Below are 22,204 nucleotides of genomic sequence, written 5' to 3'. Positions count from 1 at the left end.
GGACACCCACGGTTCTTCAGATGAAGCCGCGAAATCCGTGTAATCCGTGTCTAAGGTTATCTGTTTGTTTTATTATTCCTCTGTATACCGTTCGATGGTCTGCTCACGGTCCGGTCCCAGAGAAACAATCTTGATGGGCACACCAAGCTGTTCTTCCAGGAATGACAAATATGCATTGAATTCTTCCGGGAACTCATCTTCACTCTGCATCTTGGTCATATCCGTCTGCCAACCGGGTAGCTCTACATAAACCGGTTCAACAGTCTCATTGATATCGAACGGGAAGTAATCAATCTCTTCCTCATCCATCTTGTAAGCTACACAAGCCTTAATGGTTTCAAAAGAATCGAGCACATCGCTCTTCATCATAATCAGTTTGGTAACCCCGTCTACCATAATGGCATATTTCAATGCCACCAGGTCAATCCAGCCACAACGGCGCTTACGTCCTGTCACAGAACCGAACTCATGACCCAGCGTGCAAATCTGGTCACCGGTCTTGTCGAATAATTCCGTCGGGAACGGACCGGCACCTACACGCGTACAATAGGCCTTGAAAATACCATATACCTCACCAATCTTGTTGGGAGCAATACCCAGACCGGTACAAGCACCTGCACAGACCGTATTAGAAGAAGTGACAAACGGATAAGAACCGAAATCAATGTCCAGCATTGTCCCCTGCGCACCTTCGCACAATACAGACTTGCCGGCAGCCAGCAGATTGTTCATCTCGTGTTCGCTATCCACCAACTGGAATTGTTTCAAGTATTCGATACCTTCGAACCATGCCTTCTCCATTTCGGTAATGTCATACTCATAGTTCAAGCCTTTCAAGATTTGCTCATGACGGGCCTTGGCCGCTGCATACTTCTTGTCAAAGTCATGCAGAATGTCGCCTACACGCACACCGTTACGGCTGATTTTATCCGTGTAAGTCGGTCCGATGCCTTTTCCGGTCGTTCCTACCTTTGCATCGCCTTTGGCTGCTTCGTATGCAGCATCCAGTATGCGGTGAGTCGGCAGAATGAGGTGTGCTTTCTTGGAAATGTGCAAGCGTTCCTTCAAGTTATGGCCGGACGCTTCCAATGATTCGGCTTCCGCTTTGAAGAGAGCCGGGTCAAGCACCACTCCGTTACCGATGATATTCACCTTGTCTCCCTGGAATATTCCAGACGGAATGGAACGGAGCACATACTTCTGCCCTTCAAACTCGAGTGTATGTCCGGCATTCGGTCCGCCCTGGAAACGAGCTACGACATCGTATCTCGGAGTTAACACATCAACGACTTTGCCTTTGCCTTCGTCGCCCCATTGTAATCCTAATAATACGTCTACTTTCATTTTTCTTTTTTATGGTTATTATTCTTTTTCTTCCGTTTATTGGCCCGGTCACACTTGCTGCACAACCCATACATATATAAGGAATAGTGCGTAAGATTAAAACGGCTCAGTTTGGTATTCTCAATGGCATGTTGCAACTCCTCGTTCTGAAACTCGGTCACCTTTCCGCACTGGGTGCATATCTGGTGATGGTGCGTATCGCGATTATAACATTTTTCGTATTGGGAAGAGTTGCCGAACTGATGCTTGATGACCAGACGAGCATTTATAAGCAAAATGATGGTATTGTAAAGCGTTGCACGGCTGACGCGGAAGTTCTCCTGGTCGGCCATCAGTGAATAGAGCGTGTCGATATCAAAATGACCGTCTATGGAGTAAATGGTGTCAAGTATAGCATAACGTTCGGGAGTCTTCCGATGCCCGTTCGCATTCAGATATTCAGTGAATATCTGCCTAACTGTATCTTTCACATTCTGACTTTCCATTTGACGGCGCAGTTTTACAGCCAACAAAGTTAATCCTTTTTTGTGGAAAGCAAACGAGAAAGAGATAAAAATTGCGATAAGGGAAATATTCCCTTACCGCATCAGTCTCTATAACCATAGAACTAATCTAACAAACCTCCTCTTTTACAAGATTGTATAGTAATTGTTCTACATCAGAAGAAGAATTGTCCATACCCTCCACTCTGCGGCAAACTTGAAAAGAATTTTCCTCATTTTGCTGCATAAAGCGGCGGATAGCAGTCATGGCTGCATTGCGTACATGATAGGAGCCCGACAAAAAAGCCGTTATTGCCTGGTCGAGGAACTCATTTTCAACCCGTTCGTTCATATCCCCTTTCTTCATCAATAGACGGGCTATGGTGAGGAAGCCGCAAACCTGCGTGTATTCGTCCTCGCTTGCAATCCAATGGAAGGACTTGGCAGGCGCATAAGGAAGATGTTGGAATAAATTCATGCAGGTAAGTTCTGCAATCTCGATATTACGGATATCTTCCACCCAGATATCGGCTATCTCGGGCAGGAAACTCTCTACCGGCTGTAAAAGTCCCGCCAATATTTTGCACTCTCTGATATCTTCTTTCCACAAAGACTGAGCCAGAGAGTGGTCCTTCTCGTAACCGGCAGCAATACCCTTGATACGGGGCAACTCCACGCCAAAGTTCAGCTTATATACCAGCCCTTTCTCACGCATACTTTGGGACACAGCCCCGTTCATTGAGAGACGGAGCTGTGTCTTTATATCTTTCAGCCGCTGATGCAGCTGCTCTTTAGTATCTATCATAGTTCATCATTTATTGACAGAAGGCAATGTAGAATAGTCTTTGCTATAACGCAACATCTGTTCCGCATAACCTTCATCATAAGTCACTGTCACATCTGTTATAGTACCGTCGGCATCCGTCACCACTTCATACTTGGGATTGACGAACCCCTTATACGGCGCAAGATTCAGCTTCTTGTAGCGTTCCAGCACTTCGGCATGCAAAGCGGGATCGACTTTCACGGCATAGGCTTCCACCAAATCATGGGCGCCGGCATAGTCACCGGTGGACTTGATACGCTGTATCTCGGCAAGCAACCGGCCAAACAAGTCACGCACTTTCTCATAATCGTTTATCACGACGTACGTCTTCCCATCCTTCTTTACCAATTCCACAACCTTCTCCGCCGCACCTTTCTCGTACACCCAGCGGGCTATGAGCTGACGGTTGCGCATATGGGCTTCTTCTACATTGTTACCCGGCTCGATACGTACAAGCTGTGTCATCAAACCATTCATCAGATAGGTGTAGTATTGAGCCTTATAAGCATCCGCACTTGGAGTAAGCCCCAGTTCCACCAGCTTCGGGTCGGCCACGTAGTAGAGTCCGAACAAGTCGGCGCGCGCTTCTTCGATAGTAGAACCATATGCCTTCAACGCATCCGGGTCCACACCCGGGAGCAATTTACCGGAACCATGTCCCAAACATTCATGCAGGTCAGTATGCAGTTCATCTGTCACATCTGCGTACTTATCAATCAGTTGAAGCTCTGCATCACTGTACACAAACTCCTCATTGAACCCGTTGCCATGAGCTGCCTTGTTATAAGCATCTGTAATGTTACCGATTGTAACGGATTTCGAACCATGATGGCTACGTATCCAGTTGGCATTGGGCAGGTTGATGCCGATAGCAGTTGCAGGATACAAGTCACCGGCCAGAATAGCCGCCGTGATTACCTTGGCAGACACCCCTTTCACTTTCTCCTTCTTGAATTGTCCGTCTACCGGCGAATGGTCCTCAAACCACTGTGCATTGCCGCTTATCAACTCTGTACGCTGGGTAGCTTCCAAATCTTTAAAATTCACCAGAGATTCCCAGCTTGCCTTCATGCCGAGCGGGTCACCATAACTTTCGGTAAAACCGTTCACAAAGTCAATGCGTGAGTTCAAATCCTTCACCCACAAAATGGCATATTCATCGAATGTCTTCAAATCGCCGGTTTCATAGAATTCCATCAGTTTGGCTATCACCGCCTTCTGCTCGGGAGTCTCGGCAACTCCTTCTGCCTTCTTCAGCCAGTAGACAATCTTTTCAAGTGCCTGTCCATACAAGCCCCCCACTTTCCATACTTTCTCCTGAATCTTGCCATCCTCTTTCACCAAACGGCTATTCAAACCATAGGAAACGGGAGTTTCATCCTGCGGATTCTTCAAGGCATTATAGAAATCTTCGGCCTCCTGCTGCGTCACGCCATCGTAATAATTGCATGCGGAAGTCAAAACCAAATCTTCACCGGCAGCTTGGTTCACCCGTTTGGGCATCACCGTGGGGTCGAAAATAACGGGGAACACTTCCTCGCACAGTTGTTCCACAGTCTGTCCTTCGGCAAGCGGCAACGTAGCTGCATCCACACTCTGTACAGCCTGCCTGAAGAATTCGGGAGTAAATCCCGGAACGAACTTTTCGCTGCCATAGTGATGATGAATGCCGTTAGAGAACCATACCCGCTTGAGGTACACTTCCATAGCCTTGAAATCAGGAGTATTCTTATCTCCCTTATAGCCGGTATAGACAGCTTCCAGCATCCGGCGAATCGTCAGGTTATACTTGCCATTCTGGTCGAAAAGAATGTCTCTGCCCTGCAAAGCCGCTTCCGTCAAATAATAAACCAATTCTTTTTGTTTGAGGGACAAATCCTCAAAACCTGGTACGCGGTAACGTAAAATCTGTAAATCTGCAAATTGTTCCACTGTATAGTCAATTTTTTCTGCCTCAGCAGTTGTTTTCGGATTTCCGCCACAAGCCGTCAATAGAGAAAGGGCAGTCACCATAGAAATTAGTTGTTTCTTCATGTGTCGGGAGTATATAGATTGGTATTAAAAAAGAAGAAAAGGAAGTATCCCGAAACAACTGTTCCGGAATATTTCCTTTTTATTCATTCAGTCATACAGAATTATTTCTTCTTAGCTTCTTTTTCTGCGTGTCTTTTACGATATCCATTAGGAGTCTCACCTACATTTTTATAGAAAGCAGCATAAAAAGACTGACGGTTTGCAAAGCCGACCATCGTACTGATCTCCTCTACATTCTTGTCAGCATATCTTTTGTCTGTCAACAAATGCTGCGCTTCTTTTACTCTATATTCATTCAGCAGGCAAGAATAGTTCATGCCGAAGCGTGAATTCACCACTGCAGACAAATAGCGAGTATTGGTCTGCAATTCTTTCGCCAAATCCTTAGCGGAATAATCAGCATCTCTGTACTTCTTTTGTACAACAACGATATTCAATATCTTGTCATACAACTCATCTGCCAATTCCGGCCTTATCAAAGAACGGTAGGCAGCATCCTTTTCTTTCTTTTCGCGCAGGTTGTAAGGACGTTTCTTCGTTCCTTTTTCCTGGGCATTGTTTTCTAAATCACTCATTGAATTAACTGGTTAGGGTTGTTTAAAATCGGAAAAGCCAAAGGGTTAGCCCCTTAGACTTTACAAAAGTCAGACATTTTTTTTTAATACACAACTTTTCCCGTATATATTTTTGATAAATAAACAACGAAAAAGGTTGAAAAGTAGGTCAATTCAGCCATTAATAAGAAACTTTAACCTTTTGCAGAAACTCATATGATACAAAATCTTGATGACTTTCCATTTGTAGTATATGCAATAATTAGTGTACCTTTGCCGGAAGAAATCCATACTGCCAGATTATGCTACAAACGCTCAAGACATATTTCGGTTACGACAGTTTCCGCCCCTTACAAGAAGACATCATACGCCATCTGATGGACCGTAAAGACGCATTGGTACTGATGCCTACGGGAGGTGGAAAGTCCATCTGCTACCAACTTCCCGCCCTATTGAGTGAAGGCACGGCGGTAGTGGTTTCTCCGCTCATTTCCTTGATGAAGGACCAAGTGGAAACGCTCTGTGCAAACGGTATCGCGGCCGGTGCACTGAACAGCAATAATGATGAAACAGAGAATGCTTCCCTACGACGTGCATGCATGGAAGGCAAGCTGAAACTGCTATATATTTCTCCTGAAAAATTATTGGCGGAAGCCAACTATCTGTTAAGGGATATGCATATTTCCCTTTTCGCCATTGATGAAGCTCACTGCATCTCACAATGGGGACACGATTTCCGTCCGGAATATACACAGATGGGCATCCTTCACCAACTGTTTCCCCAGGTTCCCATCATTGCACTTACTGCCACAGCCGATAAAATAACCCGTGAAGATATTATTAAACAGCTACACCTCAACCAACCGAGAATTTTCATTTCATCTTTCGACCGTCCCAACCTGAGTCTCACCGTAAAAAGAGGTTACCAGCAGAAGGAAAAAAGCAAAGCCATCCTCGACTTCATCGCCCGCCATCCGGGAGAGAGCGGCATCATTTATTGCATGAGCCGCAGCAAGGCTGAAACAGTGGCACAAATGCTTCAAAAACAAGGGATAAAGTCGGCGGTCTATCATGCAGGACTGTCGCCGGCACGAAGAGATGAAGCACAAGACGACTTCATCAATGACCGCGTGCAAGTGGTATGCGCCACCATTGCCTTTGGAATGGGAATTGACAAAAGCAATGTGCGCTGGGTAATTCATTACAATTTGCCCAAAAGCATTGAAAGTTTCTATCAGGAAATAGGACGTGCCGGACGAGACGGAATGCCCAGTGACACCCTTTTGTTCTATTCACTGGCCGACCTCATTCTGCTCACTAAATTCGCAACAGACAGCGGGCAACAAAGCATCAACCTGGAAAAGCTGCAACGTATGCAGCAATATGCGGAAGCAGATATCTGCCGCCGTCGCATTCTGTTAAGTTATTTCGGTGAAAATACGACCTGCGACTGTGGAAACTGTGATGTATGCAAAAATCCCCCCGAACGTTTCGATGGTACAATAATCGTACAAAAGGCACTTAGTGCAATCGCGCGTTCCGAGCAACAGATAGGAACCGGTATTTTAGTGGACATCCTCCGAGGAAACATGAGTTCTGAAGTTACAGAAAGAGGATACCATCGACTCAAGACCTTTGGAGCCGGGCGCGAAGTCCCCCCCAGAGATTGGCATGACTACCTGCTGCAAATGTTACAGCTCGGTTATTTCGAAATAGCCTACAATGAAAACAACCACCTGAAAATCACTCAAAGCGGAACAGATGTCTTGTTTGGCAGAGCACGCGCCCTGCTTGTCACCATCCGCCGCGAGGAAGCTGTACAAGCTACAAGAGGCCGTAAACGCAAGGCTACAGTTCCAACCAAAGAATTGCCATTGGGATTGCCCAATACAGAAAGTGGGGAACTTTTCGAGGCTCTCCGCACTCTCCGCAAACGCCTTGCCGACCAGGAAGCACTTCCTGCCTATATCGTACTGTCCGACAAAGTGCTCCACCTACTCAGCGCCTCCCGCCCCACTACCATAGAAGAATTTGGTAATATCAGCGGTATCGGTGAATATAAAAAGAAGAAATACGGAAAAGAGTTTGTGGAACTGATACGGAAATACAGTTGAATATTATTTACACTGTAACAGTAAATCCCTGAGGTCACCTTGCGGCACGCCAAGTGAAATGGCCTTTTCGAAGTCACGTTTTGCCAACTCCTTTTTCTTTTGAGAAAGGTAAATTTGCCCCCGTATCAAGTAGGCTTCTGTCTGCGAAGCATCCAGCTTGATGGCTTCTTCCAAGTCCATCATGGCCAGGTCCACATGTTTCATATCCTGCTCTACACCCGCACGTGCTACGTAAAGTACGGCATATTGCTGGGTAGTCAGCCGGGTAGCTTCTCCTCCTTTTTCTGCAATCATGGCATTCAATATCGAAAGCGCCGCTTCATATTTGCCCTCCTTCTGCTCCAGTGTAGCCAACCCCAGACGGCCATTGTAACTCTGGGGGGCAAGTTTCAGCAGACGTTCATAATCAGACTTTGCAAAATTATAGTTGCGCTGCCGCATATAGATATAGGCACGCATCAGCAAGGCTTCCTGATTATCGCTTTCTATATCCAGCACCAAAGAATAGTCTATCCGGGCCAAATCATCCTTCCCCAACTCAAGGTAAAGAGCGGCACGATTCATCAGGGCAGGTATGGCACGCGGAGCAATGTTCAATGCCAGAGTATACGAGTCAAGGGCCTGCTCATACCGGTGCTGCCGACGTTGTATCGTACCCAAGTTGGAGAACAGCAAAGCGTTATGAGGATTGGCGGGCTCCATTTTCAAAGCTTGTTCAATGTATTTTTCGGCCAATGACAAGCTGTCTTGCTCCGTGGCTGCAACCGCACGTTCGCTCAGTTCCTGATAGGTTTGTGAAAAGGCAGGGAACATCGTGGCTCCACACAAGAAGAAAGAAAAAATAAGTTTCTTCATATAATAGTTCAGTATTTATTCCAAAGGATAGGTATCGAAAGCGAACAGTTCTGTTGACAAATAGCGTTCCCCCGTATCGGGCAGTAGGGCAACAATCATTTTATCCGCAAATTCAGGGCGTTCGGCCAGCAACCGTGCCGCATATACCGCCGCACCGGATGAGATGCCAGCCAGCAAGCCTTCCGTAGAAGCCAGCTCTCGTCCTCCACGAATGGCCTCGTCATCGGGCACCGGAATAATCTCGTCTACTACAGAAGCATCATAAATGGAAGGAATAAAATTGGCCCCAATCCCCTGGATGCGGTGCGGTGCATCTTCCCCTCCTTCCAGAACCGGAGAGGAGGCCGGTTCTACAGCCACAACATAGACATCCGGATTATGTTTCTTCAAGGCACGCGCCACTCCACAGACCGTACCGCCCGTGCCCACACCGGCAACAAAAACAGTCACTTTACCATCCGTGTCCGTCCAGATTTCTTCCCCCGTAGTATGTTCATGAGCCTTGGCATTGGAGGGATTCTCAAACTGCTGCAGAATAACCGCACCAGGTATCGCATCCCGCAATTCTTTCGCTTTGGCAATGGAGCCGGCCATACCTGCCAGTCCGTCGGTCAGTACAATCTCCGCACCCAAGGCTTTCAACAGATTACGGCGTTCCACACTCATGGTCTCCGGCATGGTCAATATCAAATGATATCCCTTGATGGTTGCCACCATCGCCAGTCCCACGCCGGTATTGCCACTGGTAGGTTCAATAATCGTGGCTCCGGGTTTCAAAGCCCCACGTGCCTCGGCATCCTCAATCATGGCAAATGCCACACGGTCCTTCACGCTTCCCACCGGATTAAAAGATTCCAGCTTAGCCACAATATTTCTTTTCAATCCGTATTTACGGCTGTATTCAGCCAATTCCATCAAAGGAGTATGCCCAATCAACTCCGTCAGGTTCTTTGCAATTTTCGCCATAATCTCACTGTCTAATACATTCTTCCCGTACACACTTATGTAACATGGATATGCTGACAAAGATACTAAAATTCCAAGAAATAAACCGTGCGGGAAAGGAAAGATTATACTGCCATCTATCAAAGCTTAACACGAATAAAGAGGATGAAAGGATATGAAACGATTGAAGAAGGCAGGATGAGGAGGAAGAACCATATCTGACAATCAGCGACTTCCCACTGCAAAGATGGTGCATGCTTTTTGCAGTAGTACTGCAAACGAGCTGCAGCGTTACTGCAAATAGGTTTGCAGTGGTACTGCAACTGCTTTGCAGTGCAACTGTAACAGCTTTGCAGTGACACTGCAAAAGGTTTGCAGAACTTTGCAGTGAGAAGTTACTGATGAACAGAACGGTAATGAGACACTGTTATCAAGACTTCTTAAGATAGTCTACAATCCACGCGCCCACTTCCTTGGTACCGTATTTGTCGCCACCTTCTACTTGAATCTCCGGTGTACGTACATTCGCATCGAGTGAAGCATCAACTGCCTTACGAATCACCCCCCCCTCCTCTTTCAGGTCGAAGTATTCGAAAAGCATGGCTACAGACAAAATTTGCGCCAGCGGATTGGCTATATTCAAGCCTTTCGCCTGCGGCCAGGAACCATGGATAGGTTCGAATACCGGCGTGCTCTCTCCCGTAGAAGCAGAAGGCAGCAATCCCATAGAGCCACTGATGCAGGAACCCTCGTCCGTCAAAATATCACCAAACGTATTTTCCGTAACCATTACGTCAAAGAATTTCGGCTCTTGAATCATCTTCATGGCGGCGTTGTCCACAAACATATAGTCGGTTGTCACCTCGGGGTACTGCGGTGCCATCTCCTGGGCAATCTGTCTCCAAAGACGGGAAGAGGCAAGCACATTGGCTTTATCCACCACCGTAAGATGTTTGCTGCGTTTCATGGCATATTCAAATCCGACTTTCAGGATACGCTCAATCTCAGGACGGGTATACATGTTCGTATCATACGCCTTGTCATTGTCCTGGTATTTCTCACCGAAGTACATGCCACCGGTCAGTTCGCGGATACAAAGGAAATCGGCACCATCCACCAGTTCCGCACGAAGGGGAGACTTATGGAGCAGACATTTGAAGGTCTGCACGGGACGGATGTTGGCAAACAGTCCCAGTTTCTTGCGCATAGCCAGCAAGCCCTGCTCGGGACGCACTTTGGCAGTAGGGTCATTGTCGAATTTCGGGTCACCTACGGCAGAGAACAATACAGCATCCGCATTTTTACAAGCCTCATAAGTGGCTTCAGGAAACGGGTCACCCACCTTGTCTATCGCGTCTGCACCGCAGATGGCATATTCATAGTTCACTTTATGTCCGAACTTCTCACACACGGCAGTCATCACATCCACGCCTACGGTAGAGATTTCGGGGCCGATACCGTCACCGGCCAACACTGCAATTTTAAAATCCATTGTTTTCTTTATTATTTAAAAGTTCATCTATCTTCTTTTTGTTTGCAAGATTCTTGCGGCGATACCGGTCACCCCACACAAAACCAGCTGTCAATATAAGGGTATTGATGGCTGACATAAGATACTCGTCCGCATCCAACTCGCCGCTCCACCAACGCAGAAAGAGGTTGAAAGCAAAAAGCAAGCCTGCATACAACGCATAGCATACATAAGGACGCCTCTCAAAAAACGATTTCTTTTTCTCCATGAGATCCATTTTTTATGATTCGTATTCGTCTTCTATGATATTCAGCATCTTCACCGTCGCCTTGATGGCTGCTTCCGTCTGGTCTGCGTCCAATCCGCGTGTACGGAATATCGTATCTTCAAAACTCCAGGTAATAACCGTCTGCACAAAGGCATCGGTACGCCCACCGGGAGGAATAGTCACGGCATAGTTCGTCAGCATCGGGAACTTACGACCCAGTGTCACTTTATATATCTTGCGCAAGGCGCGCACAAAAGCATCATACTGGCCATCTCCACTGGAACTTTCCTCATATTCCTTTCCGTTAATTTCTATCTTCAACGTAGCCATCGGCTTCAATCCATACGCCAGATTCACAATATAGCTCTTAAGGCTGACGCGTTCTTCTGCCATTCCGTGCTTCAGTACGTCCGAAACGATATAGGGCAGGTCTTCTTGCGTCACCAGCTCTTTCTTGTCGCCCAACTCAATGATGCGTTCGGTCACTTTGCGCATGGCATCTTCATCCAGTTGTAACCCCAAGTCCTCCAGATTCTTCCGGATATTGGCTTTACCGCTGTTCTTGCCCAGGGCATACTCTCGCTTGCGACCAAAGCGTTCGGGCAGGAGGTCGTTGCAGTAGAGGTTACTTTTATTGTCACCGTCGGCATGGACGCCTGCCACTTGGGTAAATACATTCTCGCCAACAATCGGTTTATTGGCGGGAATGACGATGCCCGAGTAGGACTCCACCACACGGCTTACGTCGTTCAGGCGGCTTTCGTCAATGTTGGTAATGGCATTGAAGTGGTCTTTCAGGATAGCCTGCACACTGGCAAGCGGAGCATTGCCGGCGCGTTCGCCCAGGCCGTTAATGGTAGTATGCAGTCCCTTGCAACCGCTAAGTACGGCGGCAAGCACATTGCTCACGGCAAGGTCATAGTCATTGTGGGCATGGAAGTCAAAATGGGCATGCGGATAGCGTTTCACCATCTTGCGCATGAACTCGATGACCTGCAGCGGGTTCAATACGCCCAACGTGTCAGGCAACATATAGCGGCGGATATTGGTCTGCTCCAAGGCGTCCATCAGACGGAACACATATTCCGGAGAATCTTTCATGCCGTTGCTCCAGTCTTCCAGATAGACATTCACTACCATATCCTGCTCGTTGGCGTAATCCACTACGGACAGAATATCCTCGATATGCTCTTCGGGAGTCTTCTTCAACTGGTAGGTGCAATGCTTCAGCGAGCCTTTGCACAGCAGATTGATGACACGGCAACCGGTCGCATGTATCCAGTCCACCGACGTGTGGCCATCTACAAAGCCAAGCACTTCTACTCTTGGCAACAGATTACGGCGTGCCGCCCAGTCACAAATCATTTTTACGGCATCAAACTCTCCTTCGGATACCCGCGCAGAAGCCACCTCCACCCGGTCTACCTTCAATTCCTCCAGTAACAAACGGGCAATCATCAGCTTCTCATGGGGCACAAAGGAGACTCCGCTGGTCTGTTCACCGTCGCGGAGCGTAGTGTCCATGATTTCTATCTTCGGATGATTATGCTTCATTTTTATTCTCCCAAGCTTCTATCTTATCTTTATTCTCAACCAGAAAATCGATGTCATCCAAGCCATTCATCAGGCAATGTTTCTTGTAGGCATTGATTTCAAAATGTTCGATCTTGCCCGTAGCTTTGTTGGTGATGGTCTGTTCGGGCAGATTCACTTCCACTTCCATCTTCGGATTGGCAGAGATAGAGTCGAACAACTCTTTCAGGAACGGCTCACTTACCACCACCGGAAGCACAAAGTTGTTCAGTTCATTGTTCTTGTGTATATCGGCAAAGAAACTCGATACCACCACGCGGAAACCGTAACCGGCAATGGCCCATGCAGCATGCTCACGGCTGGAACCGGAACCGAAGTTCTTTCCCGCCACCAGAATCTGTCCACCGTAAGTGGGATTGTTCAAAACAAAGTCCTTGTTCAGAGAACCGTCCGGATGATAGCGCCAATCGCGGAATAAATTATCTCCGAAGAACTTTTCCTCACGGGTAGTAGCTTTCAGAAAACGTGCAGGGATTATCTGGTCTGTATCCACATTCTCTAATGGAAGAGGCACACAAGTACTGGTTATTATATCAAATTTTGTCTTCATCTTTGTATTTACGATTTACAATTTACGATTGAAAATACTCTTGATTTACCTTTGTTGAACGATGTTTGATTTACGAAGTAATTTTAATCGTAAATCGTCCAATCGTACATCAAATCAGCGTTCTCGGGTCAGTAATTACTCCAGTCACTGCCGCTGCTGCAGCTACAAGCGGGCTGGCAAGCAGTGTTCGGGAACCCGGTCCTTGGCGTCCTTCAAAATTACGGTTACTGGTAGACACTGCATACTTTCCGGCAGGCACCTTATCGTCGTTCATTGCCAGGCAAGCAGAACAACCCGGTTGGCGAATGGCAAAACCGGCCTCTTCCAAAATCTTGTCCAGTCCCTCTTCGCGAATCTGTGCATCTACCATCCAGGAGCCCGGAACCAGCCATGCCACTACATTCTCGGCTTTCCGACGGCCTTTCACAATGGAGGCAAATGCACGGAAATCCTCAATGCGTCCATTGGTGCAGGCACCCAAAAACACATAGTCAACCTTCTTACCCAGCAAAGGTTCTCCCGGTTGGAAACCCATATAGCTCATAGACTTCATGAAAGAGGTCCGGGCAGCTTCTCCCATGCCTTCGGTAGTAGGAATATGTTGTGTGATACCCATACCCATGCCCGGATTGGTACCGTATGTAATCATCGGTTCAATATCTTCGGCAGCAAAACGAACTTCCTTGTCGAACACTGCATCCTCATCACTCTTCAATGTTTTCCAATAGGCCAATGCCTTGTCCCATGCCTCACCCTTCGGAGCATATTCGCGTCCTTTAATATACTCGAAAGTGGTCTCATCCGGAGCAACCATACCGCCGCGGGCACCCATCTCTATACTCAGATTGCACAAGGTCAGACGCCCTTCCATAGTCAGACTGCGCACAGCTTCTCCGGCATATTCCACGAAATATCCCGTAGCGCCGCTGGTCGTCATCTTCGACATCATATACAATGCTACATCTTTTGCCGTCACTCCCTTGCCAAGTTTGCCGTCGACAGTGATGCGCATTGTCTTAGGACGGGTCTGAAGGATACATTGCGAGGCCATTACCATTTCCACCTCACTCGTACCGATACCGAAAGCCACTGCTCCCATCGCCCCGTGGGTGGAAGTATGCGAGTCACCGCAGACAATGGTCATGCCAGGCAGGGTCAGCCCGCGTTCCGGACCTACTACATGGATAATTCCGTTCTTCTTGTCCATCATGCCGAAATGGGCCAATCCAAACTCTTCCGCATTCTTGGCCAATGTATCTACCTGAGTCTTTGAAACCGGGTCTTCAATCGGCTTGTCCTGGTCATGCGTCGGCGTGTTATGGTCGGGCATACAGAAAATCTTTTCCGGACGGAAACACTTGATTCCACGTTCGCGCAATCCTGAAAAGGCTTGCGGGCTGGTTACTTCATGACAATAAAGCCGGTCAATATAAAGCTGTGTGGGACCGTCTTCCACTTTCTGTACCACATGGGCATCCCAGATTTTATCAAATAATGTATTCATCTCTTTATGTACAATTTAGCTATTTACAATTTACGATTAAAATCACATCTTGAACTTATTGATACAGTCGATGTACGCTTCCACTGATGCCGCGATAATATCCGTATTGGCACCGAACCCATAATAAATATGATTATCGTATTCCACCTGCATATGTACCTTACCCATATCGTCGCTACCCTTGCTGATAGCCTGGATAGTGAATTCCTTCAATGTCATATGGCGGTCAATAATCTTCTTCAAAGCCTTGATAGCAGCGTCTACCGGACCGTTTCCACTGGCGGCGGCTTCAAACTTCTCGCCAGAGATGTTCAATCCCAAGCTGGCAACCGAACGAACCCCCACCCCACTGGTCACCTGAAGATATTCCAGTTTGATACGGTGGTTCTGCGTACGGTTTGCCCCTGCCAATACCAGCATATCATCATCGTTGATATCCTTCTTCTTATCGGCAAGTTTCAAGAACTCTTCATACACTTTGTCCAACTTCTCCTGATCCAGTTGTACTCCCAATATCGACAAACGATTCTTCAAGGCTGCACGTCCGCTACGGGCTGTCAATACGATGGAATTATCATCAATACCCACATCATGCGGGTCAATGATTTCGTAAGTCTGTACATTCTTCAACACACCATCCTGGTGGATACCCGACGAATGGGCAAAAGCATTGCGACCTACAATAGCCTTGTTGGGCTGCACCGGCATGTTCATCAGACTGGACACCATACGGCTGGTTGGATAAATCTTCTGTGTATTGATGTTGGTCTCGATTTCTATGTCCTTGTGACATTTGATAATCATCGCCACTTCCTCAAGAGAAGTATTGCCGGCACGTTCACCAATACCATTGATGGTTACCTCCACCTGGCGGGCACCATTCAGTACGCCAGCCATTGTATTGGCAGTAGCCATGCCCAAGTCATTGTGGCAATGAGTAGAAATAATGGCATTATGAATACCGTTGACATGTTCCATCAGATATCTTATCTTCGCGCCATACTCATCAGGCAAGCAATACCCCGTTGTATCGGGAATATTCACCACAGTCGCACCTGCCTTGATAACAGCTTCTACCACCCGTGCCAAATATTCATTATCCGTTCGGCCTGCATCTTCGGCATAGAACTCTACATCATCCACATACTTACGTGCATACTTTACGGCAGCCACTGCACGCTCTATTATTTCCTCGCGATTGGAATTAAATTTATATTTAATGTGCGAGTCAGATGTACCGATACCAGTATGGATACGTTTATGCTTGGCAAACTGCAAAGCCTCTGCCGCCACATCAATATCTTTCTGTACGGCACGTGTCAAGGCACAGATGGTGGGCCATGTCACAGCTTTTGATATCTCAATGACCGAATTGAAATCTCCCGGACTTGAAATCGGAAATCCGGCTTCAATCACGTCCACCCCCAGGGCTTCCAGTTGTCTGGCTACCTGAATCTTTTCCACTGTATTCAATTGGCATCCCGGAACCTGCTCGCCATCGCGGAGCGTTGTGTCGAAAATAAATAATTTGTCACTCATTGCTTTATTGTATTTAATTTATGTTCCATAAAAAAAGCCTTTCACACTTGGAAGTGAGAAAGGCTTCATATATCATTGCATCTTACATATATATTCACGCACAGCACTCACTTCCACTAAACTTTGCCAGTAGAATAATAATACCACACAGTAGAATATATGTAAAGTTCTGAATCATCTTCTTTTTTGTTTTGACGTTGCAAAGGTAGATATTATTTCGTACCACACAAACAAATTCGTTACTTTTTTCCGATAAAAAATATCATTTTATAAGTTTGTGTTCATTTATCGCTGAAATATATCACAAAAAAAGGCGTACCTCAAGGTACGCCTTTCCTTATTCTTCAGTTCAATACAAGTTCTGAATTACTTCTTCTCACAAGGTTTGTCACACTTGGCACCATCACATGCAGCCTTAGGACACGCTGCTGAATCAGCAGCCTGGCAACATGCCTTTGCAGAGTCACATACTTGTTCTGTTTTTGCAGCACAGCAAGAATCTGCCTCAGTTGCATTAGAATCTGCAGCCTTTTTGTTGCCACAAGATGTCACTGCGAAAGAAAACGCTACCGCAACGGCAGCCAATAAAACTTTAGTCTTCATACTTTCAATTTGCTTTAAACGTTGATATAAAATTAGTTCGGCGCAAATATAAGAAAAGTTTATGAGACCGCCAAAAACGAACAAAGCCTCCGTATCCTTATCAGACACGGAGGCTTCTTCTGAAAACGGCGACTACCTACTCTCCCACTGTTACGCAGTACCATCGGCGTGACCGGGCTTAACTTCTCTGTTCGGAATGGGAAGAGGTGGAACCCCGGTGCTGTAGTCACCTGAATAAGGCAGACATGATGAGAAAAAAGTAAAGTGTCCATATATTGCTGAACGTATATACCTCCATACACGGAAGGCAAAAAGTGGACGGGCAATTAGTAATGCTCGGCTATGACATCGCTGCCTGTACACCTGCATCCTATCAACGTTGTAGTCTACAACGACCCTGAGAAATCTAATCTTGTGGCTGGCTTCGTACTTAGATGCTTTCAGCACTTATCCAATCCCGACTTAGATACCCGGCAATGCACCTGGCGGCACAACCGGTAAACCAGAGGTCAGTCCAACACGGTCCTCTCGTACTAGTGTCAGAGCCACGCAAATTTCATGCGCCCACGATAGATAGAGACCGAACTGTCTCACGACGTTCTGAACCCAGCTCGCGTGCCACTTTAATGGGCGAACAGCCCAACCCTTGGGACCTTCTCCAGCCCCAGGATGTGACGAGCCGACATCGAGGTGCCAAACCCCTCCGTCGATATGAGCTCTTGGGAGGGATCAGCCTGTTATCCCCGGAGTACCTTTTATCCTTTGAGCGATGTCCTTTCCATACAGAAACACCGGATCACTATGCTCTAGTTTCCTACCTGATCGACTTGTAAGTCTCCCAGTCAAGCGCCCTTATGCCATTACACTCTGCCGACGGTTACCAATCGTCGTGAGGGCACCTTTAGAAGCCTCCGTTACACTTTTGGAGGCGACCACCCCAGTCAAACTACCCACCAAACAGTGTCCCCGCAACAACGGGTTAGAACTCAAATAATCAAAGGGCCGTATTTCAACAGCGGCTCCACAAATACTGGCGTACCTGCTTCGAAGCCTCCGGCCTATCCTACACATCAATTACCCAAATTCAATGTTAAGCTATAGTAAAGGTTCACGGGGTCTTTTCGTCCCATCGCGGGTAATCGGCATCTTCACCGATACTACAATTTCACTGAGCTCACGGTTGAGACAGCGTCCAGATCATTACACCATTCGTGCAGGTCGGAACTTACCCGACAAGGAATTTCGCTACCTTAGGACCGTTATAGTTACGGCCGCCGTTTACTGGGGCTTCAATTCAATGCTTCTCTTGCGATGACATCTCCTCTTAACCTTCCAGCACCGGGCAGGTGTCAGGCTGTATACTTCATCTTTCAATTTTGCACAGCCCTGTGTTTTTGTTAAACAGTTGCCTGGACCTATTCTCTGCGCCTCGCCGTTAAGCGAGGACCCTTTATCCCGAAGTTACAGGGTCAGTTTGCCTAGTTCCTTAACCGTGAATCACTCAAGCGCCTTAGTATATTCAACCCGACTACGTGTGTCCGTTTGCGGTACGGGTACCTGCAGGATTAAGTTTAGCGGATTTTCTTGGAAGTATGATTACACGCACTATTGGATTGTTCTAAGAACGCTCCATACTATCAGGTTCGACTCTTGCTCCGGATTTGCCTGGAACAATCAGCATCTACACCCTTCAACGGACTATTCCGTCAGTCCGCGGCGCTGTCACGACTCCGTCTCCACGTCACTCCCACAGGTAGTACCGGAATATTAACCGGTTCTGCCATCGGCCTCGCCGTTCGGCTGAGCCTTAGGACCCGACTTACCCTGATCCGATTAGCGTTGATCAGGAAACCTTAGTCTTTCGGCGAGGGGGTTTCCCACCCCCTTTATCGTTACTTATACCTACATTTGCTTTTCCACACGCTCCAGCAAAGCTCGCGCTTCACCTTCGACGCCGAGTGGAATGCTCCCCTACCGATGATTTCTCATCCCAAAGCTTCGGTAGAATACTTATGCCCGATTATTATCCACGCCAAACTCCTCGACTAGTGAGCTGTTACGCACTCTTTAAATGAATGGCTGCTTCCAAGCCAACATCCTAGCTGTCTTAGCAATCTGACTTCGTTAGTTCAACTTAGTATTCATTTCGGGACCTTAGCTGTTGGTCCGGATTGTTCTCCTTTAGGACATGGACCTTAGCACCCATGCCCTCACTCCTGACATAGAACTGACACGCATTCGGAGTTTGTCAAGACTTGATAGGCGGTGAAGCCCTCGCATCTTATCAGTCGCTCTACCTCATGCCAGTATAAGTCAAGGCTGCACCTAAATGCATTTCGGGGAGTACGAGCTATCTCCAAGTTTGATTAGCCTTTCACCCCCACCCTCAGGTCATCCAGAAGCTTTTCAACGCTTATTGGTTCGGTCCTCCAGATGGTGTTACCCATCCTTCAACCTGCCCAAGGGTAGATCACTTGGTTTCGCGTCTACTCCTTCCGACTATACGCCCTGTTCAGACTCGCTTTCGCTTCGGCTGCAGATCTGAAATCCTTAACCTCGCCGGAAAAAGTAACTCGTAGGTTCATTATGCAAAAGGCACGCCGTCACACCAAAAGGTGCTCCGACCGCTTGTAGGCACATGGTTTCAGGAACTATTTCACTCTTCTGTTCGAAGTGCTTTTCACCTTTCCTTCACAGTACTGGTTCACTATCGGTCTCTCGGGAGTATTTAGCCTTACCGGATGGTCCCGGCAGATTCACGCAGAATTCCTCGTGCTCCGCGCTACTCAGGATACCACTAGGCTTCGCTTGGCTTCGCATACGCAGCTGTCATGCTCTATGGCTGTACTTTCCAGAACATTCTGCTCACCAACTTTCTTGCCACGGCGTGGTCCTACAACCCCACCCATGCCGTAACATGGATGGTTTGGGCTATTCCCCGTTCGCTCGCCACTACTGGGGGAATCATTGTTTATTTTCTTTTCCTGCAGGTACTAAGATGTTTCAGTTCCCTGCGTTAGCCTCCTGCAATGCAGGATGATACTTCTTCAAAGTACCGGGTTGTCCCATTCGGAAATCCGCGGATCAAAGGTCATTTGCACCTACCCGCAGCTTATCGCAGCTTATCACGTCCTTCATCGCCTCCGAGAGCCAAGGCATCCGCCATGTGCCCTTACTTACTTTTTGTCTTACCGATCACGTATGGTCGATATATACTTTCAGCTTTTAACTTTACTTTTTTTTGGTCACATCATGTCAAAGAACGGTGTTTCAATTATAAAACAATAATCAAAACGGAGTGGAGAATAACGGATTCGAACCGTTGACCCCCTGCGTGCAAAGCAGGTGCTCTAGCCAGCTGAGCTAATCCCCCTTCTTATAAGTGGAAAACGGAAAGTGGAAAGTGGAAAATCCGGAGAGTTCCCGATTTTCATTTCTCAATTTTCAGTTTTCAACTTTGAAGTAGTCCCAGGCAGAGTTGAACTGCCGACCTCTACATTATCAGTGTAGCGCTCTAACCAACTGAGCTATAGGACTGTCAGTCAAACCCTCGCCTTACGGCTCGGCTTCTACTTTTCTCGTATATTTTAATAAACAAGTACGCGCAGTACAAGAGGTTCTTATGGAAGCATAACTTCAAGAACCAACGATCGAGTCGAGACGTCACTCCAGAAAGGAGGTGTTCCAGCCGCACCTTCCGGTACGGCTACCTTGTTACGACTTAGCCCCAATCACCAGTTTTACCCTAGGGCGCTCCTCGCGGTTACGCACTTCAGGTACCCCCGGCTTTCATGGCTTGACGGGCGGTGTGTACAAGGCCCGGGAACGTATTCACCGCGCCGTGGCTGATGCGCGATTACTAGCGAATCCAGCTTCATGGAGTCGGGTTGCAGACTCCAATCCGAACTGAGAGAGGCTTTCGGGATTAGCATCACGTCGCCGTGTAGCTGCCTTCTGTACCCCCCATTGTAACACGTGTGTAGCCCCGGACGTAAGGGCCGTGCTGATTTGACGTCATCCCCACCTTCCTCACATCTTACGACGGCAGTCTCGACAGAGTCCCCAGCATAACCTGATGGTAACTATCGATAAGGGTTGCGCTCGTTATGGCACTTAAGCCGACACCTCACGGCACGAGCTGACGACAACCATGCAGCACCTTCACAACTGCCTTGCGGCTGACATGTCTCCACATCATTCAGTTGCAATTCAAGCCCGGGTAAGGTTCCTCGCGTATCATCGAATTAAACCACATGTTCCTCCGCTTGTGCGGGCCCCCGTCAATTCCTTTGAGTTTCACCGTTGCCGGCGTACTCCCCAGGTGGAATACTTAACGCTTTCGCTTGGCCGCTTACTGTATATCGCAAACAGCGAGTATTCATCGTTTACTGTGTGGACTACCAGGGTATCTAATCCTGTTTGATACCCACACTTTCGAGCATCAGCGTCAGTTACAGTCCAGCAGGCTGCCTTCGCAATCGGAGTTCTTCGTGATATCTAAGCATTTCACCGCTACACCACGAATTCCGCCTGCCTCTACTGTACTCAAGACACCCAGTATCAACTGCAATTTTACGGTTGAGCCGCAAACTTTCACAACTGACTTAAGCGTCCGCCTACGCTCCCTTTAAACCCAATAAATCCGGATAACGCTCGGATCCTCCGTATTACCGCGGCTGCTGGCACGGAGTTAGCCGATCCTTATTCATACGGTACATACAAAAAGGCACACGTGCCTCACTTTATTCCCGTATAAAAGAAGTTTACAACCCATAGGGCAGTCATCCTTCACGCTACTTGGCTGGTTCAGACTCTCGTCCATTGACCAATATTCCTCACTGCTGCCTCCCGTAGGAGTTTGGACCGTGTCTCAGTTCCAATGTGGGGGACCTTCCTCTCAGAACCCCTATCCATCGAAGGCTTGGTGGGCCGTTACCCCGCCAACAACCTAATGGAACGCATCCCCATCGATGACCGAAATTCTTTAATAGTTCTACCATGCGGAAGAACTATGCCATCGGGTATTAATCTTTCTTTCGAAAGGCTATCCCCGAGTCATCGGCAGGTTGGATACGTGTTACTCACCCGTGCGCCGGTCGCCATCAAACTTAGCAAGCTAAGTTCATGCTGCCCCTCGACTTGCATGTGTTAAGCCTGTAGCTAGCGTTCATCCTGAGCCAGGATCAAACTCTTCATTGTAAAAGTATCTTGACTGCGCAAATTAAAAATTAAAGTGCGACAGCTTAATTATCTGTCCAGGACGCTCGAATTCAAAAAGTTTATCTTTACCTATTTATATAGAATAAGTATTGACGGTTCTTTTGTTTTACCCAGGTACGACGCGCCTTAATCATTAGTTTCCAATTATTAATTTGCGAAGCACCTGCTCTTGTACTACTTGTATTGTTTATGTAAATCTGTTCAAAGATCGCTCGTTTCACGATTGCTGTTCTTTTCAGAAAGCGGATGCAAAGGTAAGAACTTTAAAGCATATCTTCCAAATATTTTCGGAAGTTTTTTTT

General features: G+C 47.4%; 15 protein-coding genes, 2 tRNA genes and 3 rRNA genes. 1 reads left to right on the top strand and 19 read right to left on the bottom strand.

The window, feature by feature from the left end; genetic code table 11:
• Window positions 1–72 precede the first annotated feature (72 nt).
• The 5 genes from DXD65_RS05770 to DXD65_RS05750 form a co-directional block, all read right to left on the bottom strand.
• Complete coding sequence (locus DXD65_RS05770) at window positions 73–1,344, bottom strand: adenylosuccinate synthase (protein WP_005826216.1); 1,272 nt, start codon at window positions 1,342–1,344, stop codon at window positions 73–75.
• Window positions 1,341–1,829, bottom strand: coding sequence for a Fur family transcriptional regulator (locus tag DXD65_RS05765; protein WP_005826214.1), 489 nt, complete (start codon window positions 1,827–1,829; stop codon window positions 1,341–1,343). The genes DXD65_RS05770 and DXD65_RS05765 overlap by 4 nt, the downstream gene beginning before the upstream one ends.
• A 127-nt stretch (window positions 1,830–1,956) precedes the next feature.
• A complete protein-coding gene (locus tag DXD65_RS05760; protein ID WP_005826212.1) occupies window positions 1,957–2,631 on the bottom strand; it encodes a DNA alkylation repair protein in 675 nt (224 codons plus the stop codon).
• 6 nt (window positions 2,632–2,637) lie between these two features.
• A complete protein-coding gene (locus tag DXD65_RS05755) occupies window positions 2,638–4,686 on the bottom strand; it encodes a dipeptidyl-peptidase 3 family protein (RefSeq protein ID WP_005826209.1) in 2,049 nt (682 codons plus the stop codon).
• Between the two features lie 101 nt (window positions 4,687–4,787).
• A complete protein-coding gene (locus tag DXD65_RS05750) occupies window positions 4,788–5,261 on the bottom strand; it encodes a helix-turn-helix domain-containing protein (protein WP_005826207.1) in 474 nt (157 codons plus the stop codon).
• Between the two features lie 281 nt (window positions 5,262–5,542).
• Between DXD65_RS05750 and recQ the strand changes: the two genes are divergently transcribed.
• Window positions 5,543–7,354: a DNA helicase RecQ gene (gene recQ, locus DXD65_RS05745; protein WP_008663984.1), complete on the top strand. Its 1,812-nt coding sequence runs from the start codon at window positions 5,543–5,545 to the stop codon at window positions 7,352–7,354.
• Window positions 7,355–7,357: 3 nt separating this feature from the next.
• Here recQ and DXD65_RS05740 read toward each other — a convergent pair whose 3' ends face one another.
• The 14 genes from DXD65_RS05740 to DXD65_RS05675 form a co-directional block, all read right to left on the bottom strand.
• Window positions 7,358–8,209 (bottom strand): tetratricopeptide repeat protein, encoded by an 852-nt coding sequence (locus DXD65_RS05740; protein WP_005826199.1) that lies wholly within the window; start codon window positions 8,207–8,209, stop codon window positions 7,358–7,360.
• A 15-nt stretch (window positions 8,210–8,224) separates the two neighbouring features.
• Complete coding sequence (cysK, locus tag DXD65_RS05735; RefSeq protein WP_008663985.1) at window positions 8,225–9,175, bottom strand: cysteine synthase A; 951 nt, start codon at window positions 9,173–9,175, stop codon at window positions 8,225–8,227.
• Window positions 9,176–9,584: 409 nt separating this feature from the next.
• Window positions 9,585–10,646, bottom strand: coding sequence for a 3-isopropylmalate dehydrogenase (gene leuB / locus DXD65_RS05730; RefSeq protein ID WP_005826196.1), 1,062 nt, complete (start codon window positions 10,644–10,646; stop codon window positions 9,585–9,587).
• Window positions 10,636–10,893, bottom strand: a complete 258-nt coding sequence (locus DXD65_RS05725; protein WP_005835569.1) for a hypothetical protein — start codon at window positions 10,891–10,893, stop codon at window positions 10,636–10,638. Before DXD65_RS05725 ends, leuB begins: the two co-directional genes overlap by 11 nt.
• Before the next feature lie 12 nt (window positions 10,894–10,905).
• The gene (locus DXD65_RS05720) at window positions 10,906–12,447 is read right to left on the bottom strand and encodes an alpha-isopropylmalate synthase regulatory domain-containing protein (RefSeq protein WP_005826194.1); all 1,542 of its coding nucleotides are present in this window, start codon (window positions 12,445–12,447) and stop codon (window positions 10,906–10,908) included.
• Window positions 12,437–13,036 (bottom strand): 3-isopropylmalate dehydratase small subunit, encoded by a 600-nt coding sequence (gene leuD / locus DXD65_RS05715; protein WP_005826193.1) that lies wholly within the window; start codon window positions 13,034–13,036, stop codon window positions 12,437–12,439. The genes DXD65_RS05720 and leuD overlap by 11 nt, the downstream gene beginning before the upstream one ends.
• A 109-nt stretch (window positions 13,037–13,145) precedes the next feature.
• Window positions 13,146–14,540, bottom strand: a complete 1,395-nt coding sequence (gene leuC / locus DXD65_RS05710; protein ID WP_005826191.1) for a 3-isopropylmalate dehydratase large subunit — start codon at window positions 14,538–14,540, stop codon at window positions 13,146–13,148.
• A 42-nt stretch (window positions 14,541–14,582) separates the two neighbouring features.
• Window positions 14,583–16,079, bottom strand: a complete 1,497-nt coding sequence (locus tag DXD65_RS05705; protein WP_005826189.1) for a 2-isopropylmalate synthase — start codon at window positions 16,077–16,079, stop codon at window positions 14,583–14,585.
• A 366-nt stretch (window positions 16,080–16,445) separates the two neighbouring features.
• A complete protein-coding gene (locus tag DXD65_RS05700; protein WP_034523359.1) occupies window positions 16,446–16,682 on the bottom strand; it encodes a hypothetical protein in 237 nt (78 codons plus the stop codon).
• Window positions 16,683–16,805: 123 nt separating this feature from the next.
• A 5S ribosomal RNA gene (rrf, locus tag DXD65_RS05695) occupies window positions 16,806–16,916 on the bottom strand.
• 72 nt (window positions 16,917–16,988) lie between these two features.
• Window positions 16,989–19,868, bottom strand: a 23S ribosomal RNA gene (locus DXD65_RS05690).
• A 113-nt stretch (window positions 19,869–19,981) separates the two neighbouring features.
• A tRNA-Ala gene (locus DXD65_RS05685) sits at window positions 19,982–20,055 on the bottom strand.
• Window positions 20,056–20,145: 90 nt separating this feature from the next.
• Window positions 20,146–20,219: transfer RNA gene (locus DXD65_RS05680), tRNA-Ile, on the bottom strand.
• A 135-nt stretch (window positions 20,220–20,354) separates the two neighbouring features.
• Window positions 20,355–21,881 (bottom strand): 16S ribosomal RNA (locus DXD65_RS05675).
• Together the 16S, 23S and 5S rRNA genes with 2 tRNA genes alongside form the textbook arrangement of a ribosomal RNA operon.
• Window positions 21,882–22,204 lie beyond the last annotated feature (323 nt).

This window comes from Bacteroides sp. 4_1_36 (genome assembly GCF_003466325.1).
GTDB lineage: Bacteria > Bacteroidota > Bacteroidia > Bacteroidales > Bacteroidaceae > Bacteroides > Bacteroides uniformis.
The sequence above is the reverse complement of the archived record's forward strand: the minus strand, read 5'-3'. Positions and strand labels throughout refer to the sequence as shown.